Here is a 986-nt window from a genome sequence, read left to right as displayed (position 1 = left end):
TGTCGCCCAGGCTGATGCAGTCAACCCACGGCTGAGTCGGGGATGGCTGGACTACGCAGCCCATGCCAGGTTCGTCACCGATACCGCTCGGGTGCGCACCCCGCAGGACAAACCCCGGGTCGAACGCACCATCCAGTACGTGCAGAAGAACTTTTGGGCCGGGGAAACCTTCACCGACCTCGACCATGCCCAGCAAGCAGCACGCACCTGGTGTGCTCACACCGCCGGCATGCGGGTGCACGGCACCACCGCAACCCAACCCGCGGTCGTCTTCGCCGCCGAGGAACACCGGCATCTGCTGCCGGTACCCCAGCAGCCCTACGATGTTCCGGTCTTCAAACAAGTGAAGGTGCACAAAGACTTTCACGCCTGTGTGGGTAAAGCGTTGTACTCGCTTCCAGAAACGTGGATCGGTACCACCGTCGATGTTCGCGCCGACTCCGAGACGGTGAAGTTCTATCACCGCGGCGAGCTGATCAAACAACACCCCCGACAAGGCGCGGGTGGTCGCAGCACCGATCCGGCGGACTACCCGGCAGATCTGGGTGCCTACGCCACCCGCAACATCACCGCCCAGCTGCAGCAATGCGAACGCTACGGCCCACATATCGGTCTCTACGCTGCGCGCATCGTTGATGACCCTCGCCCCTGGTCGCGCATGCGGGCGGTATACGCACTGATCGGGTTGGTCTCGACCTACGGAGCCGCACCAGTAGATGCGGCCTGCCAGTCAGCCCTCGCTCTCGATGTCATCGCGGTCACCAAGATCCGTTCCATGCTCGAACGTGGCACCGAAACCACCAGCCCAGCACTGCCCCGAGCCGCCGGTCACGCCCCCACCAGATTCACCCGTGACCCTTCCGAATTCGCCGCTGCCACAGCAGCACTGACCCTCATTCCAGGCACCAAGGAGAACTAGAGACCATGACCACCCAACCAATCGGTGCTGACCTGCTCCGCTCACTCAAAGCCCTCAAACTCGGTGC

The 986-nt window shown here is 63.0% G+C and carries 1 pseudogene; it reads left to right on the top strand.

The features are described from left to right. A pseudogene (locus tag NWF34_RS25245) lies at positions 1-919 on the top strand (IS21 family transposase); the annotation flags it as partial. Between the last annotated feature and the right edge of the window lie 67 nt (positions 920-986).

The sequence above is a fragment of the Gordonia sp. GONU genome (assembly GCF_024733855.1).
In the GTDB taxonomy this organism is placed as follows: Bacteria; Actinomycetota; Actinomycetes; order Mycobacteriales; family Mycobacteriaceae; genus Gordonia; species Gordonia amicalis.
This window is presented reverse-complemented; position numbering and strand designations above follow the sequence as displayed.